At 35.9% G+C, this 15,849-nt stretch carries 9 protein-coding genes, 2 tRNA genes and 1 rRNA gene; 6 read left to right on the top strand and 6 right to left on the bottom strand.

The window, feature by feature from the left end; genetic code table 11:
• The first annotated feature begins 207 nt into the window (after window positions 1-207).
• Complete coding sequence (locus CJP74_RS07530) at window positions 208-900, top strand: hypothetical protein (protein WP_119497865.1); 693 nt, start codon at window positions 208-210, stop codon at window positions 898-900.
• Window positions 901-953: 53 nt separating this feature from the next.
• Here the strand turns inward: CJP74_RS07530 and pyrG are convergent, their stop codons facing one another.
• On the bottom strand, window positions 954-2,591 hold the full coding sequence (gene pyrG / locus CJP74_RS07525) for a CTP synthase (RefSeq protein WP_119497863.1): 1,638 nt from the start codon (window positions 2,589-2,591) through the stop codon (window positions 954-956).
• A gap of 558 nt (window positions 2,592-3,149) precedes the next feature.
• Here pyrG and CJP74_RS07520 point away from each other — a divergent pair.
• The 3 genes from CJP74_RS07520 (at window position 3,150) to ychF (ending at window position 5,524) form a co-directional block, all read left to right on the top strand.
• On the top strand, window positions 3,150-3,704 hold the full coding sequence (locus CJP74_RS07520) for a disulfide bond formation protein B (protein ID WP_119497861.1): 555 nt from the start codon (window positions 3,150-3,152) through the stop codon (window positions 3,702-3,704).
• Between the two features lie 76 nt (window positions 3,705-3,780).
• Window positions 3,781-4,353 carry an aminoacyl-tRNA hydrolase gene (gene pth / locus CJP74_RS07515; RefSeq protein WP_119497859.1) on the top strand — a complete coding sequence of 191 codons (573 nt, stop codon included), beginning with the start codon at window positions 3,781-3,783 and terminating at the stop codon, window positions 4,351-4,353.
• Window positions 4,354-4,432: 79 nt separating this feature from the next.
• Window positions 4,433-5,524, top strand: coding sequence for a redox-regulated ATPase YchF (gene ychF / locus CJP74_RS07510; RefSeq protein ID WP_119497857.1), 1,092 nt, complete (start codon window positions 4,433-4,435; stop codon window positions 5,522-5,524).
• 44 nt (window positions 5,525-5,568) lie between these two features.
• On the opposite strand, the gene CJP74_RS07505 is transcribed toward ychF, so the two are convergent.
• Together CJP74_RS07505 and CJP74_RS07500 are read right to left on the bottom strand one after the other, a co-directional pair.
• A complete protein-coding gene (locus CJP74_RS07505; RefSeq protein ID WP_119497855.1) occupies window positions 5,569-6,645 on the bottom strand; it encodes a hypothetical protein in 1,077 nt (358 codons plus the stop codon).
• Between the two features lie 54 nt (window positions 6,646-6,699).
• Window positions 6,700-12,882 carry a DUF4011 domain-containing protein gene (locus tag CJP74_RS07500; protein WP_119497853.1) on the bottom strand — a complete coding sequence of 2,061 codons (6,183 nt, stop codon included), beginning with the start codon at window positions 12,880-12,882 and terminating at the stop codon, window positions 6,700-6,702.
• Between the two features lie 255 nt (window positions 12,883-13,137).
• Here CJP74_RS07500 and CJP74_RS07495 point away from each other — a divergent pair, with 255 nt between their 5' ends.
• The gene (locus CJP74_RS07495) at window positions 13,138-14,595 is read left to right on the top strand and encodes an MFS transporter (RefSeq protein WP_119497851.1); all 1,458 of its coding nucleotides are present in this window, start codon (window positions 13,138-13,140) and stop codon (window positions 14,593-14,595) included.
• Window positions 14,596-14,681: 86 nt separating this feature from the next.
• Window positions 14,682-15,161 carry a hypothetical protein gene (locus CJP74_RS07490; RefSeq protein WP_119497849.1) on the top strand — a complete coding sequence of 160 codons (480 nt, stop codon included), beginning with the start codon at window positions 14,682-14,684 and terminating at the stop codon, window positions 15,159-15,161.
• A 317-nt stretch (window positions 15,162-15,478) separates the two neighbouring features.
• Here CJP74_RS07490 and CJP74_RS07485 read toward each other — a convergent pair.
• From CJP74_RS07485 to rrf, 3 genes are all read right to left on the bottom strand, one after another.
• Window positions 15,479-15,554: transfer RNA gene (locus CJP74_RS07485), tRNA-Trp, on the bottom strand.
• A gap of 2 nt (window positions 15,555-15,556) precedes the next feature.
• A tRNA-Val gene (locus CJP74_RS07480) sits at window positions 15,557-15,632 on the bottom strand.
• 12 nt (window positions 15,633-15,644) lie between these two features.
• Window positions 15,645-15,760 (bottom strand): 5S ribosomal RNA (rrf, locus tag CJP74_RS07475).
• Window positions 15,761-15,849: the final 89 nt, after the last annotated feature.

Raw genomic sequence — 15,849 nt, 5'->3', positions numbered from 1 at the left:
AAAGAACATTCTCGTTTTTCTCTGTTAATTGGGGCAAAGAGAAATATTTTAGTTATACCTATAACTTATCAGATATAATTTTTATTTATCATAGACTTATAACTGTGCTAAAATCAAATTAGATATATTTAATCTTGAATATTTATTATATTTATTTTTATTTATATTTATATATCACTCTAATAGCTCAAGTTAAGGATTAAATATATGATAAAACAAACTCTCAAAAAGATCCTTGAAAATAATATTGTTAAAACCTGCTTTGGCATAGTTGGGGCATGTGGTTTATACTTTAGTATTTACTTACCTGTTACCCAATTAGCTTGGTTTAACGATCCTGATAAACCTCTACGTCCGTTTATTTATGGTGGGGTTTTAGTCACCATTTATATAGGTATAGCGATTTATCAAGTAAGTCAATTTAGAAATAGTCTTGGCACCAAAGGAGGAGTTGTTCTCTTTGGTTATGGTGATCTCTTTCTCACTGTTTTTGTTCTCTTCTTTTCTGCTATAGTCTATTATCTCTTATTAGCTATTTTTGATATCAAAGAATACGAAGAGGCAATTTTCTCGGTATTAGCACCAGTTAACCTCTTACTCTTTTTCTGGCTCTGCTATCGTAATGCAAAATATAATTCAATTTGGTTCCAACCTTTTGCTATTTTTGCTCGCTTTTTTGCCTTATTCCTGACAATCTTTGCAATTATTGCCTTTACCTCAAGTCGTGATATTAAAGATCTGATTCGAGCAGGTATTTTAATCTATGTCTCAGCACGCTTAGTAGGTACTCTAACCGTAACCCATGAAGAAATTGCCTACCTTAAAGAGTTACGTACTGTGAACGAAGATATGGATTACTTTGATCAAATGAGTCAAAAACCAAAAAATTTCTTTGCTTAAATAACAAAAAAAGTCTATGTTTTTTCAACATAGACTTTTTTAATATGTAAAATTTATTTTTTAGCGTTGTGTTTTTCCACACTTGCACGCACAAAGTCAATAAATAATGGTTGACCTTCACGCGGAGTAGAAGTAAATTCAGGGTGACATTGGCAGGCAATGAACCATGGGTGATCTTTTAATTCGATCGCTTCTACTAAGCCGTGGTGCTCTGAAGTACCAGCCACAACCATACCGTGCTCTTCTAGAGAAGGAACATATTTAGAGTTCACTTCATAACGGTGACGGTGACGCTCTACCATGTTACCGTGGTAAAGGTCATAAATGTGCGTACCTTCTTTAAGTTCAATTTTGTTTGCACCTAGACGCATAGTACCACCTAATTGTTCAAGGGTACCAGTTTTAAGTACGTCCACACCCCATTCTGAGATTAAACCAATTACTGGGTTGTTAGTACTGCTATCAAACTCAGTTGAGTTAGCGTCAGTAAAGCCACAAACGTGACGAGCAAATTCAATTACCGCTACTTGCATCCCTAAACAGATACCAAAGTAAGGAATTTTGTTTTCACGAGCATATTGAGCTGCTAAAATTTTACCCTCAACACCACGGTTACCAAAGCCACCTGGAACGAGGATACCATCAAAGCCCGCTAGCATTTCATCAGCACCGCGTGCTTGTACGGTTTCAGAGTCAACATAGTGAATATTCACTTTAGCACGATTAAATAAACCAGCATGTTTTAGAGCTTCATTTACTGATTTATAAGCATCAGGTAATTCTACATATTTACCTACTAAAGCAATATTAACTTCGTGAATTGGATTAGCTTCTTTGTAGATTACTTCTTCCCACTCACGTAAATCAGCAGGTTTAACATTTAAGTTAAAGCGTTGACATAAAATGTCATCTAAACCTTGGCTTGATAATAAAGCTGGGATTTTATAGATAGAATCTACATCTTTCATGCTAATTACTGCACGTTCATCTACGTTACAGAATAAAGCAATTTTATTACGTTCATGTACTGGTAAAGCGACAGTTGAACGACAAATTAAAATATCTGGTTGAATGCCAATACTTAATAATTCTTTTACTGAGTGTTGTGTTGGTTTTGTTTTAACTTCTCCAGCTGTTGGTAAATATGGTGCTAGAGATAAGTGAACAAATGCTGTATTTTGACGACCTACACGAATAGATAACTGACGTAAAGCTTCTAAGAATGGCAGAGATTCAATATCTCCTACTGTACCACCTACTTCAACTAAAGCCACTTGGTGACCTTTAGCTGCAGCTAATACTTTTTCTTGAATTTCGTTGGTGATATGAGGAATTACTTGAATAGTATGACCTAAATAGTCACCACGACGTTCTTTACGTAATACATCTGAATAAACACGACCTGTCGTAAAGTTGTTTAATTTAGACATTTTTGTGCGGATAAATCTTTCATAGTGACCTAAGTCAAGATCTGTTTCTGCACCGTCTTCAGTTACAAATACTTCACCGTGTTGGGTAGGGCTCATTGTACCTGGATCCACGTTAATATATGGGTCCATTTTTAACATGGTAACGTCTACTCCACGAGATTCTAGTAAAGCAGCAATTGAAGCAGCTGCCACACCTTTACCTAATGAAGATACAACACCACCTGTAATAAAGATAAACTTTGTTTGGAATTCAGAAGACATACTAAAAATTATCCGATTTTTATTGAAAAAAAAATATATTGCCCTTTGGCAATAAATGATTTTTCCACTATCCAGTTTTACCTGGCAATTTATACCATTCCATATTATACCATTTTTCTTAATTTTAGAATAATTTTTTTCTCGGCAAAATTTTTTCTATCTACGGAAAAAATAGACTAAAAGCACTATTTTAGCTTCTTAATTTTCCTTAATGGCATACTTTTTTTAAGACTATTTTTATTTTTCTCTGTCTAAGCAAAAGTAAAAGAAATATTTTTTTCTCTGTCTAAAATGCGAGAATATACATGTAAATTAGTATACTATTTTATTGATTCTCTTTATTTAAGTCTAAACATAGACGTTAATTTAGCACTTTAGCTCACCTTAGGCGTCTATTCTTGGATTTTAATCCACAGAGCTTAGATATTTTCAATAAAATTTAGTTAATTTTCTTACATTCCAAGTATAATATTGGCTAAGTAAAAAAATTTTATCTTTTACAGGAAAATTGTTTTACCACTTACACATCATTCATCTGAAAATTAAGTGAAGGTTTACATGAGATTTTTAAAAAGATGGAGTTTAACAAGATTCCCGTGGTTTCTTCTCTTTGTAACTGGGGTTTCTGCTAACGCTTATGCTTTAGTTTTACAAAACTACTTCAATGAGTTACCTTGCTATCACTGTGTTATTGATAGATATTATCTCTACTTAATCGCCTTAGCAGGTCTAATTGGCTTTATAATGCCTAAATTTACTTTAACGCGTTTAGTAGCTTGTTTACTTTTCCTTTACGCTTCAGTAATGGGAGTACTAAACAATATCACTCACCTTGATAAAATCGCTTCGCATCAAGCAAATCCATTTAGCATCGGAAGTTCTTGTCCTTTATACTTTGACCTTTTAGGTGGTCTACCACAAAAATACTTCCCAGGCGTGTTTGCTCCTCTAGGTAACTGCGAAACAGGTGGTCCAACAGTTCTGGGCTTAAACCTTGTTGAATGGACATTTGTTCTCTTTATTGCTCTAACTGTAGTAGCAGCTTTAGTATTAATTAGCCAAGTTTTTCGTTTACCGAAAAAAAATGGTTTCTCCTTTAGTATGAAAAAATAAGCACGTAAAATTTCGTGCTTTTTTTTATATGCTTTATAATATAGATATTAGCTAACTTTATATACTCTCTTTTCTTATGTCGGAAATAAAATTAATTGTCGGTTTAAATAATCCTGGTAACGAATATAAAGATACACGTCACAATGCAGGTAAATGGGTAATCGATGCCCTCTTAGATACCTTTGGTGGTCACCTCAAAGCAGAAAAGAAATTCTTTGGCGAAGTAGGGGAAATTACCATTAATGGCCACCGAGTACGTATTCTTTGTCCGACCACTTTTATGAATCTTTCAGGTAAAGCAGTAGAGCCTATGTTAAAGTTCTACAATATTCAACCTGAACAAATGCTAGTAATTCATGATGAAATGGCTATTGAACCTGGCACTTGTCGCCTCAAGTTTGGTGGCGGTCATGCTGGACACAATGGCTTAAAAGATATTCATCGCTTTGCTGGTGATAAATACTGGCGTTTACGCGTAGGCATAGGTCACCCAGGCGATAAAGCTAAAGTAACAGGACATGTACTTGGTCGTCCTACCGAAGCCGAACGCAAACTTAATGCCCAAGCTGTCGATAAAGCAGTTAAAGGAATTGAAGATATTTTTAAACTTGGTTTAGAAAAAACCATGACGAGCTTTAATCAAAAATAGCATCAAGCGTCAATATCTAGTATAATTACAGAGTTATAATTTTATTCTCTTTTTACTTAGTCAAAATTAAGGAAAATACATGGGTTTTAGATGTGGTATTGTTGGTCTCCCTAACGTAGGAAAATCAACATTATTTAATGCCTTAACCAAAGCTGGGATTCAAGCAGAAAACTACCCTTTCTGTACCATTGAACCTAACACGGGGATTGTTCCTATGCCTGATCCACGTTTAAATGTTTTACAAGATATTGTAAAAACTGAACGCGTGATTCCTACTACTATGGAATTTGTGGATATTGCAGGTTTAGTAGCAGGTGCTTCTAAAGGTGAAGGTCTAGGAAACAAATTCTTAGCAAATATTCGTGAAACTGAAGCTATAGGTCACGTAGTACGTTGCTTTGAAAATGATGACATTATTCACGTTAATGGTCGTATTGATCCTTTAGATGATATAGATACAATTAACACCGAACTAGTTTTAGCAGACTTAGACGTTTGTGAAAAAGCAGTACAACGTTTAGCAAAACGCGTAAAAGGTAATGACAAAGACGCTAAAGCAGAATTAGATGTAATTCAAAAATGTTTAGCGGCTCTAACCGAAGGTACTTCATTACGTACTTTAGGTTTAAGTGATGATGAGCAAAAACTTATTAAAAGTTATAGCTTTTTAACTTTAAAACCTGTAATGTACATAGCTAATGTAAATGAAGACGGTTTTGAAAATAACCCATACCTTGAAAAAGTACAAGCTTTAGCAGCTAGCGAAGGTTCGGTAGTAGTACCAATTTGTGCCGCTATTGAAGCAGAAATTGCTCAATTAGACGACGAAGAAAAAGCAGCTTTCTTAGCTGACCTAGGTCTTGAAGAATCAGGTTTAGACCGTGTTATTCGTGCGGGTTACAAACTTCTTAAATTACAAACCTACTTCACAGCTGGAGTTAAAGAAGTACGTGCTTGGACTATTCCAGTAGGTGCTACAGCTCCTCAAGCTGCAGGTGTTATCCACACAGATTTCGAACGTGGCTTTATCCGTGCAGAAGTTACTGCTTATGATGACTTTGTTGCTTGTAATGGTGAACAAGGAGCAAAAGAAAAAGGTAAACTTCGCCTTGAAGGTAAAGAATACATAGTTCAAGATGGTGATGTAATGCACTTTAGATTTAATGTATAAAAAAAAGCAGGAGATAATTCCTGCTTTTTTTATTTTCTACTTTTTTATTTTTTTACTTGCTCTATATAAGTATTAGCATTTTCAATAAAGGTTACCCAAGCTTCGGGATGCATGCTTTGGGCAAAGTTTTTTAATCTATATTTTTGCTCAGTAGAACGTATTTTTGCCAAAAGATCCATATTTAAATCTAATTCTAGTTTGGCAATAATCGGAGCATAAATATGACGATAAATTAAATTTGCCGCTTGCGGTAAGAAAATATTTTCTTGCAAAAACTCTTGCTGCTTTAAAAACACTTCCCTAAAAAGCGTTGAGATTTCACTGCGACGCGTCACATCATAAATTATCATAGCTTTTTCATTAAAGTATTGCTTATCTTCAGCCAGATCTCCCCAATATACAGGAATGCAACCTGCCTCAAGACCTAGAGCTAAATTCTCTGAAACCACACTATGTAAATTTATTTGCTCTGGACATAAATGAAAAGTAAAGTTTTGTAAATACGCCAGTTTATCTCCTTGATAAACTTGAGCTAAACGATCATCATTGTGCGCATAGTTGCCCGCAAATTTTATTGGCAAATGCTTTAAATAAGGATCTATCCCATGAATCATGGTAAAAATATCTAAAGAACCTTTAGCAAAAAAACGATTGTCTTTATTAGTCAAACAAGCCATATACTCTTTACGAGTAAAAGGATTAGCTTTGCGTAAAGCTTCGAGTTCGTCTATTTTAGCTTGAATTTGTTCGAGACTAGGGAAAAGACCAAATAAGCGTAAACACCAAGCAGGTAAACGAAAATAATTTGCTCGTGGCATGCGTTTAACTGACTCTTGCCCAATACATATATCTACATGATCAGCTAAAAAGTCCGACATTTGTTTAGTAGTAGGAGTAATTAAAACCGAAACTGGACTAAAACAAACGCGATAAGGACGCTTTGCACTTGGCGTGTTTATCCGCTCGAGAATTTGCTCGCGGCTGAGACGATTATCTAGATCACGAGCTTGAAAAGGAAAATAAATTTCTAACTCTCCTGCTAGCTCTTCAACCATTAGATCACGATTGAGTAAATTATCTTCACCTATAGCTAGAGGACGATTAAAATAGGTAATTTTCATATTAACAAAAAAATAAAGGAGGTTAAGCTAAACCTCCTTTATTGTACTATAAATTTATCCTAATTGCTCTAGCATATTCTTTAAGTCAGCAGTAATTTCTTGTTGCGAATACTTGTACCAATCTACGGTCCAAATACGCTCAATATTCCAGCCTAAACGACGTAAAACCATGCTGCGTAAGCGGTCACGATCACGTGCCGATTTAGCACTTGCATAGGTTTGTCCATCAGTTTCTAAGCCTAAAATATAAGTACTGCTACCTTTAGGAGCAAAAGCCATATCTATACGGTAACTAGCTACACCTATTTGAGTATTAACTTCATAGGTATCGCCTATTTCTTCAACTAAAGAGCGAGAAATATAGTTAGCAGTCGATAGACTACTTTGTCCTTGCACAGGTCGAACATGAGGTAAAATTCCTGTTTGGGCATATTTTAAGAAAGCTCTTAAATCATTTACCCCTGAATCACGCGATTCAGTTACTTCTTTAACCTCTTGATAAGTGAACGAACTAAAAATTTCCATCCGTTTTTTACTACGAGTAAATAGAACATTTAGACGTTTACTTCCACCTGCGGCATTAATTGGACCAAAGCGTTGCGGTAAATTGCCTCCTAGTTTAGCTGGGGCATAGGTGCAACTAATAAAGATAACATCACGCTCATCCCCTTGGACATTTTCAAGGTTTTTAACAAACACAGGTTCTACTGTGCCTTCATATAATTGATAAATGTCTAAGGCTTTTGGATTAGCTTCAAGTAACTTATTAAACTCACGTTCAATTAAAGTTGCTTGGCGTTGGTTCATAGCCACAGCTCCTAAAGTCTCATCTGGATGAGTTAAGAGTTGTTCGATCATAGCTTGGGCTACAACCTTAGCTTCAAGCGGATTTGCTCTTTGATAATGGAAAGTACCTTCAACCTTATGGAACTTAATACCAAAATCTGGATGTTGAGCATAAGGAGAAGGGAAGGCGATTAATTTAGCCCCATAGTATTGTTGGTTTGAAAAAGCAATTAAAGATTCGTGACGCGAACGATAGTGCCAACGTAATACTCGAGTTGGGAACATAGTTGTTGCCACATCTAGAATTGATTTTGCTGTTTGGGTAATTAATTGTCCTTCATCATTTTCACTTGTTGCCCGACTTTGACTGAAAAAGTTGGTTGGCGGTAATTGTTTTGGATCCCCAACAATCACCACTTGTTTACTTCGAGCTATAGCTCCTAAAGCATCTTCGGGCGTAACTTGCGAAGCTTCATCCATAATCATTAAGTCAAAACTCAAACTTCCTGGAGTTAAAAACTGTGCTACTGAAGCTGGTGACATCATAAAGCAAGGTTTTAGAGCTTGTAAAGAAGTACCTGCTCTAAAGATTACATCTCTTAAACTTGCTCTCATGTTCTTGTGATTTACCACATACCTTAATAATGCCATTTCTGTTAAGGCTGCTGGACGTTTAGATTCTACTCCCGCCACAGTTTTGGTATTAACATCAATTGCATAGGCAGTGTTCTGGCGTTGTAAGTATTTTAAGTTTTCATCAGCTTGATCAAACTTTTCTACAATGGCATTGTGATTAATTGAAGAGAAGTCGCGTAATACTGGTGATTGTTCAATAACTTTCCAAGCCAGATAATTAAAGAACACTTGCGAGAACATGTTAGCTAACTGTGTGGTAGTTAAGTTAGACACTTGTTCTGCATAGTTAGAAATTTTTCCTATACCTAAATCTAATAGACTTTGCGTTGCTTTAAGATAGTCTATCCACTCAATAAGTCCATCAGCACAATCTAGAGCTAACTGATTACGGACAATTAAATCAAGTAAGCTGTTCGTACTTTCACCTATCCAAAGATTATCTTGCAATGCCGTTAAACTTACAAATTCAGCAAAAGTTTGGCGAGCATTTTTAATGCTACTGCTTAAGCTTGCCATTTTCTCTTGCGCTTGAATAAAATCTGCAAAACTATTAAAGGCTTCAAACATAGATAAAATACCCCTTGCGGTAATATTTAAATTTGTTTGCTGATTTAAAGTAGTTTGCGTTTGTTGCATTCGGGCAATGCGTAATACTTCTTTGAGGCTTAATCCCACTTGAGATTGTTTTTGCAGATCACTAACCTGCTCAACGTTACCTGCAATAGCCTGCATATTTGAGGATTTTAACTCCCCAAGTAAACGAGCCAAGCCAATAAATTGTTGAGCTAAATACCAAGTATTTGCAGTCATAATAATACTTGGATGCTCTTGATATAAACGTTGCGAAATAGCATTGTTTACTTGGTGATTAACAAGATAAGCATGTAAATCACTTAAAGCAGCATCAAAGCTTGTTAGTTGCTCTATTTGTGCCTCACTAATTAATCCTGAACTAAAGCGTTGTTCTTGAGCTTGCTCATGGAATAAAGCTAAACCATCTTGGAGCGTTGTTTGCAGATCAACAACTTTGAAGTCGGCTTTTACTAGTTTGGTGAGAATTTGAATTTCTGGTAATAAACTTTGGGCTAAGTTGCTTAATTGACTATAGTCACGTAGAGGCACTTTAAGATACGAATTTACTTGGGCTTCGGCTTCGCGTAAACGATGGAAGTCACTTTCAATTACGCGCCCTATTTCTACTACAGCAAAAAACTCTTCTTCACTAAGTAAATAAGTTAAGACAGGACTAACTTGCGAGTTATGTAGTTTATTACGACAGTAATCGGCAACCTTATTTGTCCAGTCACATAAAGTACGGACATGCTCGAGATTCGTTTGGGCACCCTGATATAGTGAGCCAAAAAAGTCTTTATAAGACTGAGAATTTTCTAGCATGCGTAACTTAGCATAATAAGAGTCAATGCGAGCTAAAATACGTTCTACGGCAATATCGTCATAATCTATGCCTCGGGTTAAGAGTAAGAAACGACGACGTGCATTTTTATAACTACTGTTAAATAAGCGAGCTATAAAGTTTGGCTTATTAATTAAAGCCTTACGCATTTCGACAAACTCTTCATAAGAAGCGAGATGCCCCAAATCAAAATCCATTTGTAAGGATTCAATTTCGTAGCGTAACTGCGATAAAGATTCATCAAGTTCTTTAAAGTTAGTTTCAAGTACTGGACTTAAGTAGTTAATGCTACGGTATTTAACTAGGTTTGCCGGAAGCTGACTTAAAAGTTGAGCTAAATCAACTAATTGTTGATAGTTTAACTCTAAAGTGCCCGAAAGCTTGCTGGTTAAATAGTTTAAAAACTCATTTGCCGATTTTTGGTTTTCGCTATCACACTTGAGATAAGACTCTAAGCTTATTGCTAAACGATTTAAACTTGCGAGATTACCACTCTCTTGAATTTGACTTTCAAATTGCGGTAAGCAAGTTAGTAAATGGGCAAATAAACGTTCAACTTCGGGACTGCGTAATAAACGTTGACGCTCGGCAATTGAATAGTATTTAGCTCTTAACTCTGGAACGAGAGTTACTTTACTAAACTCAGTTTGCTCATAGCGATTTTGTTGCACTAAACAATCTAAATATGCGTAATTAAATAAGCCCTGACCTTGTGAAGCACTAAAGCCTGTAAAGCGTTCTAAATGCTCTAAATCATGCTGTAAAGCATTAAAGAGCGAAGTAGGCTCGAGTGGGTTTACTAATAAACGACGTAAAAGATTTAAATCAACAAAATCATTTACTTGCGTTAAAGGTAAAGAAGCAAACTTTTTGGCAAAAATATCGAGGGCAAGTAAATCTAAATGCGCTAATTCTAGATCTTGAGCATCGGCTCCACTTGGAGCTAACTCTCCACTCGCTAAAACCGCTTCGGGCTCGATTTGGTGAGTACGCAGTAGAGTTTGAACAAAGTCTTTGATCTCAACTAGACTTTTTTGCCAGTTATAAAGAGCTTGAATTACCTTGCCACTGGCTGCTACATTAAGCTGACGTGAGCTTACGCCATACCAGAGGTGATCTCTAATACGGAGATTAGCAATTTTAGCGTAATTAAGGTTTACTTGACGTTGAGCATTACGTCCACCTAGACTAAAGCCTCCTGCATTGAGTCCCTTAATCATACTCACGTCTTGATTGGTCACCGCTTGAGCCTTGGCAACCATTGCCATAATTGGATCTTGCTCTTGCTGAGTTTGGCGTAAATAACGTGATTGTAAAATTAACGACTCGCGTAACTTAGAAATTACCGAAGTAAAGCTATTTAACTCATGAATAATATTATCGTAATTATCACGCGTAAAAAACTGAGCCGCACGATTTGCATCCTCGGTAATTTGGGCATCAAATAAACCTAAGCCTCCATTAGCAAAGTTAAATTGCTTATAGTAACCAGCAGCTGCTAGTATCTCTTGATTACTAAACCCTGAGTTAGCATAATTGGCATTAATTTGCTGACTGTAAGCATTAAGAATGTTTTTATACTGCTCATATTGAGCTATGGCATTAGGTAAGCCTTCAGGATAAGTGTAAAAGCCTAAAGAATCTATACGGCGTTCAATTGACTCAAATACTGCCTTTTTGGCGATATGAGTATCATGTAAGTCTAAACAAAAATCGCCTAAGCCTAGCTCGATTAAGCGTCTATGTACCCCCTCTTGAGCCGCTTGCTTTTCGGCAACAAAAAGAACTTTTTTGCCCTGCTTCATAGCAGCTGCAATCATATTGGTAATAGTTTGCGACTTACCTGAACCTGGCGGTCCTTCAATTACAAGGTTTTTCCCTTGCATTACATCAATTAATGCCGAGTGTTGTGATGAATCTGCCTCATCAAGCAACGGATAGAGCTCGTGAATATTGGCAATATTATCTATATCATACTCAGTATTATCTTGCCCTACAGCAAAGTCTTTATCACCCGTTTTCTCATTAAAGAGAGCATTAATGAGATTATTATCTTCTAAACGGGAATGACTTGGCCATTCTTCAGGATTAAGGTCAAGATACATTCTTTGTTTAGCAAATAAGTAAGTAGCTAAAAAGGCCTGTTGGTGAATTTTTACCTCAAACTTTTGTAAAGCAAAAGACTGCTCAACTAAAGCTAAATACTCAACAAAGCTATAAGTGTCATCGTTATTGGCATTTGCAAAAGTTGCTTGAATTTGCTCGGCTGTAAAAGGTGAGCTAATACCAAGTTCGAGCTTTTTACTTTCTTGCCAGAGGTTTTCGCGGACATTTATGCGCGGTAAGTAAACACCAAAATCATTGCGGAGCTTTTCTGCTAAAGAAACATTCTCAATAATGTCTTCGCCAGTATAGCTAATAACAATTTGTCCGCGACGATTGCTCTTGTCGGTAATATTTACAGGGATAAGATATAAAGGAGCAAAACAATTAGTTTTGTCGTTATCGAGATATTCAATTAAGCCTACGGTGAGATAAAGAATACCTGCCCCGATTTCTCGTAAAGATTTTTGGTTATTACGATTAAAGTTTTCCAGTTGTTTTCCCGCTTTAGCTTCCCAACCTAATACTTGTACTGAGCTGTTTTTACCTTTAAACTCAGGATTATTAGTTGCGTCTAAGCCTAGAGCAAGATTTTCGAGACCAAGAGCATATTGGGCATAGCTAGCTAAATTAATCGATTTTTCTAAAATCTCTGGAATTAAAGCTTGAGGATCACGGTTACTTAAATAATTGTGCCGTGCTTGTTCATTTTCGAGTAAAAGAGGAATAATAACCTCTGGTGTAAGAGGTCTTCCATTTAGATAAGGAATTAAGGAAAAGCGTGCATTGCCACTAGAAGTTTCTTGGGCAAGGTTTTGAGCATCAGCAAATAATTCATCTTGGTCTAAGTCAGTAAATTCTTGCTCTTCGGTCGAAAGCTCAACAAACTCTTCTCCTCCCTCTTCTTCATTAATTTGGGCTGCTTCTTGACTAAGTGCTGTGAGAGCATTCTCACGAGCATACTTGTTATCAACAGTTTGAGCTTCTAGAGTCGGAGTGAGCCAAGTGAATTTTTTCTCGCTAAAATAAACTGAACGACGTTGCTCATTTTCGCTTAACCAATTAAAGTAGTCCTGAAATTGAGCAAAGTTTAAACGTTTAAAAAGTTGCAAAGAATAATCTTTGGTTAAAGTAAATCTTTTAACCAAGTTGGTCAAATTTTGATCTGCGAGAGCTATGGCACGACTATCTTGGAAATTTATCAGTCGATTTGAACGTGATAAATTAATTAAACGATTGCGTACTGCCTCTAAAGAGTTAAACTCAAAACGACCAAATGAACGTTCTTCATTCGTCATGGGTTTTATATCGCAAAAAAGTAGTTAAAAATTAACCCCAAAGGTTATGTAGTTTTCCTATTTCATGCTAATAAAGGTTTTAAAAATATATTTCGGAAAACGCAAAAAAGTAATTATATTTTACCACGGTAAAAGCCTTTTTTGCTTAAATTTACGGGTAAACTTGCCAAACAAAATTATATTTAGACATAAGTAATATTTTGCTTCTAGACTTGATATAATATGCAGTGATTTTCACATCTTTTTTTATTCACTATGTTGTCACAAACTTCGCGTGAACCAGATTATGACTCCCTAAGTAGTCATCAGAAAAAACTAAGAGAAAAACTTCCTAAGCGTTGGTTATTAATTGTTATTTTAACCCTACTTTCGATTATACCAGGGTTCGAAAATACTTCCTTTTCCCCTGCCATAGGACAACTTAAAGAGCAATTCCATGTCAATATCATTGCTTTGCAAGCTTTCTACTTATTAGGCATGGGCATAGGGCAATTATTTTGGGGACCTATGATCGATAATTGGGGAAGAAAACCAATTCTAATTATTTGTGCTGTCTTAGGAATTTTAACTAACCTGAGTATAGTTAATGTGACCGTTAGTTGGGGCTTGTATTTAAATCGTATTTGCCAAGGCTTTTGTTTTGGTGGGCTAGGTCTTTTATCTACCATTATTCTTAAAGATATCTATCCGCCGCGTAGATTTGTTATCTATAACTCTTGGATAGTTTTATTTTTTATGTGTTCGCCTGCCTTAGGTCCACTTTGGGGCGGTAATATTACTGTGGTCTACGGTTGGAGAATGATTTTTAATATTCTCACTGTTGGACTTGTAATTAGCTTAGTTATCTATCTTTTTAGTATTCCTGAAACTATAGCAGCTAAGTATAAACATGAGTATGATCTTAATAAGACCTTACATCTCTACGCTTACATACTCGCAAATGCACGAGCTCGCTATTTAATTTTCTTTAATGTTGGACGTTCATTTTGTATTTTTTCTTTACCAGTTTTAGTACCTAATATCCTCATTAATGAATTTAGTGTAGATCCTGATCATATTGGCTACTATTTTATTATCCCAATTGTCTTTACCGTTATAGGTAACCGGCTTAACGTTTACCTTATGCAAAAAGGATATTCTCCGCGTAATGTATGGGTAAATGCAAGTATTTTACAGGCTGTATGTACTATAGTAAATCTCATTGTAAGTGCATATTTTCTTGGTCCCCTTGGCATTATCCTCTGCTTTAGTTTAAACTTTTTCTTTAACGGTTTTCAATTAGGCAATATTTCTTCATTATATTTAATGATCTTTCCTGAGTTTACGGCAACCGCAAATGCTTTTATGACTTTTCTTAAATTTGTCATTCCTAGCATTCTGGTGTTTATCATTGCTCTATTTCCTGATCGCCATGGCGTAACTCTTCTAGTTACAGATGGACTTATAACCATAGTTCTAGCTCTTTTTACTATTTTCTATGTTAGTAAGTACAAACCATTTGTATCACGAGAAATAGATGAGTTTGAAAAACAAACGCAACTCGAAGTTGATACCCAAGAGCAATCTTTACCACCTTGCCATAATGACAAAACTCTGAAAAAAATCAAGTTACATAGTAAGCAAATGCTCGAAGATCATTTACCACAAATGCTCGAAGAGCTTGATGAACAAGCTTGGGAAAAACATCATAACATAACTAAAAAAGACAAATAGTTTGGTAAATCTTACCAAACTTTTTGTTTACCTGAGGCAAGAAAAAAAGTATACTATCTTTTTAGGAACTTCACTTTTTAAGATCTATGAAAGACACAATTAAAAACTTTTTGTACCGCTATCGTATTCCGCAAAACTTCTCTTTGCACAAACGTAATATAACTAACTTAAATGACTACGAAAGCAAAGAGACCTTTTTACCATTTATTGGTATTGCCTGTGGTATTTTCTTACTAGCACAAATTGCAGCTAGCCTAATTCTTGGCATTTCTCATGCCTTAGCTCTAGGAGCTTTAACAGGACTACTACAACTGCTAATAAAAGTAGCCTATGCTATTTTACAAGTTTGGATTGGCGTTATGGCTTCTTATGCCTTTGGACGTCGCCTAGCTGACGCAGGTTATGATCCACGCTTTGCTTATGCGAGCTTAGTTGTAGTTTTATTATCAGCTTTCACTCTTTCGCTTGGTGGCGGACTTATGTTCCTTGCGGTTATTGCTTGGATTATTGCAGGCTACTTACCTGCAAAACCTGGAAATAAATTCCGCACTAGACACGTAAGCTAAACAAAAAAAAGAAGTTGGTCAAAGCCAACTTCTTTTTTTTATCTGAGAAAATTCTATACTTCATACCAAAGCTATAAACTTTATTTTCACTTAAAAGGATCCTAACTAATCCCTGCACTTAAAACTAGCTCCAAAGAATAATGTAAATACTCTTACTTGCCTAAACTATAGACATAAAAAAAGAGTTGCCATATATGACAACTCTTAGACTTACAATCAACAATATTAACTTTTAAGGATTTTAACTTTATAATGAAATATGACTAGAAAAAATCAAAAAGGCTACTAGTTAGTAACTAATAGCTGATTCTGTAAAATGGCAGGGGAGGTGAGGGTCGAACTCACAACTTTCGGTTTTGGAGACCGATGCTCTGCCAATTGAACTACTCCCCTAATGGTGGGTGGTACTGGGCTCGAACCAGTGACCCTCAGCTTGTAAGGCTGATGCTCTCCCAACTGAGCTAACCACCCAGATAAAAAATAATTTGGCGATGACCTACTCTCACATGGGGAGACCCCACACTACCATCGGCGCTACAACGTTTCACTTCTGAGTTCGGCATGGGATCAGGTGGGACCATTGTGCTAATGTCGCCAAAAGCGGTTAATTTAATAACTTGCTGAACTTTATTTACTAAATCCTTGTTCTTATGTAAGCACTAAAACATTATACATACTTACCTTTCAA

The sequence above is a fragment of the Psittacicella melopsittaci genome (assembly GCF_003585925.1).
GTDB classification, from domain to species: domain Bacteria; phylum Pseudomonadota; class Gammaproteobacteria; order Enterobacterales; family Psittacicellaceae; genus Psittacicella; species Psittacicella melopsittaci.
The sequence above is the reverse complement of the archived record's forward strand: the minus strand, read 5'-3'. Positions and strand labels throughout refer to the sequence as shown.